Below are 2,989 nucleotides of genomic sequence, written 5' to 3'. Positions count from 1 at the left end.
GGCCCACCCGTCGCGTCCCCCTCGGGCGCCTCGCCGGGGCCCGCAGCGGTGACAAGGGCGGAGACGCCAACGTCGGCGTATGGGTGCGCACCGACGACGCCTGGCGCTGGCTCGCCCACGAGCTGACCGTGGAGCGGTTCCGTGAACTGCTGCCGGAGTGCGCCGACTTGACCGTCGTACGCCATGACCTGCCCAACCTGCGCGCCCTGAACTTCGTCGTCCAGGGCCTGCTCGGTGAGGGCGTCGCCGCGCAGGCCCGCTTCGACCCGCAGGCCAAGGGTGTCGGCGAGTGGCTGCGCGCCCGCCATCTGGACATACCGGAGGTACTGCTGTGACCGTCCTCGCCTCCGCGCTCGACCCCGCGAGCGCCGAGTACGCCGAGCACCGCGCGGCCATGCTGGAGAAACTGGCCGCGCTCGACGCCGAGCAGGCCAAGGCGCTGGAGGGCGGCGGCGAGAAGTACGTGCAACGGCACCGCACGCGCGGCAAGTTGCTCGCCCGGGAGCGGATCGAGCTGCTGCTCGATCCGGACACGCCGTTCCTGGAGCTGTCCCCGCTGGCCGCCTGGGGCAGCGATTATCCCGTGGGCGCCTCCATGGTCACCGGCATCGGTGTCGTCGAGGGCGTCGAGTGCCTGATCACCGCCAACGACCCGACCGTCAGGGGCGGCGCCTCCAACCCCTGGACGCTGAAGAAGGCGTTCCGGGCGCATGAGATCGGGCACGCGAACCGGCTGCCGTCGATCCACCTCGTGGAGTCGGGCGGCGCCGATCTGCCGTCCCAGAAGGAGATCTTCATTCCGGGGGGCGCCCTCTTCAAGCACCTCACACAGTCCTCGGCGGCCGGGATCCCGACGATCGCCGTCGTCTTCGGGAACTCGACCGCCGGTGGCGCGTACGTCCCCGGCATGAGCGACCACGTGATCATGGTCAAGGAGCGCGCGAAGGTCTTCCTCGGCGGCCCGCCGCTGGTGAAGATGGCGACCGGCGAGGAGAGCGACGACGAGTCGCTGGGCGGCGCCGAGATGCACGCCCGCACCTCGGGCCTCGCCGACTACCTCGCCGAGGACGAGCGGGACGCGCTGAGGCAGGCCCGCAGGGTCGTCGCGCGCCTCAACTGGCGCAAGGCTTACGCGGATCCGGGCCCGGCCGAGCCACCCAAGTACGACCAGGACGAACTCCTCGGCATCGTGCCCGGCGACCTGAAGCGGCCCTTCGACCCGCGCGAGGTCATCGCCCGTATCGTCGACGGCTCGGACTTCGACGAGTTCAAGCCGCTGTACGGGGCCTCGCTGGTCACCGGCTGGGCAGCCCTGCACGGCTATCCGGTCGGTGTCCTCGCCAACGCGCAGGGCGTCCTGTTCAGCGAGGAGTCCCAGAAGGCCGCCCAGTTCATCCAGCTCGCCAACCAGCGCGACATCCCGCTGCTCTTCCTGCACAACACCACCGGCTACATGGTCGGCAGGGAGTACGAGCAGGGCGGCATCATCAAGCACGGCGCCATGATGATCAACGCGGTCAGCAACTCGCGCGTGCCGCACCTGTCCGTCCTGATGGGCGCCTCGTACGGCGCCGGGCACTACGGCATGTGCGGGCGCGCCTACGACCCCCGCTTCCTCTTCGCCTGGCCGAGCGCCAAGTCGGCCGTCATGGGCCCGCAGCAGCTCGCCGGGGTCCTGTCGATCGTCGCCCGCGCGTCGGCCGCCGCGAAGGGGCAGCCCTACGACGACGAGGCCGACGCCGGGCTGCGCGCCATGGTGGAGCAGCAGATCGAGGCGGAGTCCCTGCCGATGTTCCTTTCGGGGCGGCTCTACGACGACGGGGTCATCGACCCGCGCGACACCCGCACCGTCCTCGGCCTGTGCCTGTCCGCGATCCACACGGCTCCCTACGAAGGCGCGCGCGGCGGCTTCGGCGTCTTCCGGATGTGAGGCAGTGACCATGATCAAGTCAGTACTGGTGGCCAACCGGGGCGAGATCGCCTGCCGCGTCTTCCGCACCTGCCGTGAGCTGGGCATCGCCACGGTCGCGGTCTACTCCGACGCCGACGCGGACGCCCTGCACGTCCGTGAGGCGGAGACGGCGGTACGGCTGCCGGGCGCGGCGCCCGCCGAGACGTATCTGCGCGGCGACCTCGTCGTGAAGGCCGCCCAGGCCGCGCGCGCCGACGCCGTCCACCCCGGCTACGGCTTCCTCTCCGAGAACGCGGAGTTCGCGCGTGCCGTCCTGGACGCGGGCCTGATCTGGATCGGGCCGCCGCCCGAGGCGATCGAGGCGATGGCATCCAAGACCCGCGCCAAGGAGCTGATGGGCGTCACACCACTGGCCGAGGTCACCGAGGCGGACCTGCCGGTCCTGGTGAAGGCGGCGGCCGGTGGCGGCGGGCGCGGCATGCGCGTCGTACGCGATCTGGCCGACCTGCCGGGGGAGTTGGCGGCGGCGCGCGCGGAGGCGGCCGGCGCGTTCGGTGACGGTGAGGTGTTCGTCGAGCCGTTCATCGAGGGCGGGCGGCACGTCGAGGTGCAGGTCATGGCGGACGCGTACGGGACGGTATGGACGCTCGGCACCCGTGACTGCACCCTTCAGCGCAGGCACCAGAAGGTCATCGAGGAGTCCCCGGCACCGGGCCTCGCCCCGGAGCTGGCCGCCGAGCTGCGCGCGCAGGCGGTGCGGGCGGCGCGGGTGACCGAGTACCGGGGCGCGGGGACGGTCGAGTTCCTGGTCGCGGACGGCCGGGCGCACTTCCTGGAGATGAACACGCGCCTCCAGGTCGAACACCCCGTCACGGAGGCGGTGTTCGGCCTGGACCTGGTGGCGCTCCAGATCCAGATCGCCGAGGGCCACGCCCTGGAACAGGAACCGCCACCCGAGCGCGGGCACGCGGTAGAGGCCCGCCTGTACGCGGAGGACCCGGCGTCGGACTGGGCCCCACAGACGGGCAGGCTGCATCGCTTGGAGGTGCCGGGGGTGGGGGCGGTCTTTGATTCACA

At 71.7% G+C, this 2,989-nt stretch carries 3 protein-coding genes; all 3 read left to right on the top strand.

Features of this window, described 5'->3' with window-relative positions; genetic code table 11:
* On the top strand, positions 1-335 hold a 335-nt coding region (locus GKQ77_RS30940), incomplete at its 5' end, for an AtuA-related protein (protein WP_443728935.1).
* Positions 332-1,930, top strand: coding sequence for an acyl-CoA carboxylase subunit beta (locus GKQ77_RS30935; protein ID WP_219692430.1), 1,599 nt, complete (start codon positions 332-334; stop codon positions 1,928-1,930). The genes GKQ77_RS30940 and GKQ77_RS30935, both read left to right, overlap by 4 nt.
* A 10-nt stretch (positions 1,931-1,940) precedes the next feature.
* Positions 1,941-2,989: ATP-binding protein (locus GKQ77_RS30930; RefSeq protein ID WP_219692429.1), on the top strand; the 1,049-nt coding region annotated here is incomplete at its 3' end.

The organism is Streptomyces anatolicus (assembly GCF_019400875.1).
Taxonomy (GTDB): Bacteria; Actinomycetota; Actinomycetes; order Streptomycetales; family Streptomycetaceae; genus Streptomyces; species Streptomyces anatolicus.
This window is presented reverse-complemented; position numbering and strand designations above follow the sequence as displayed.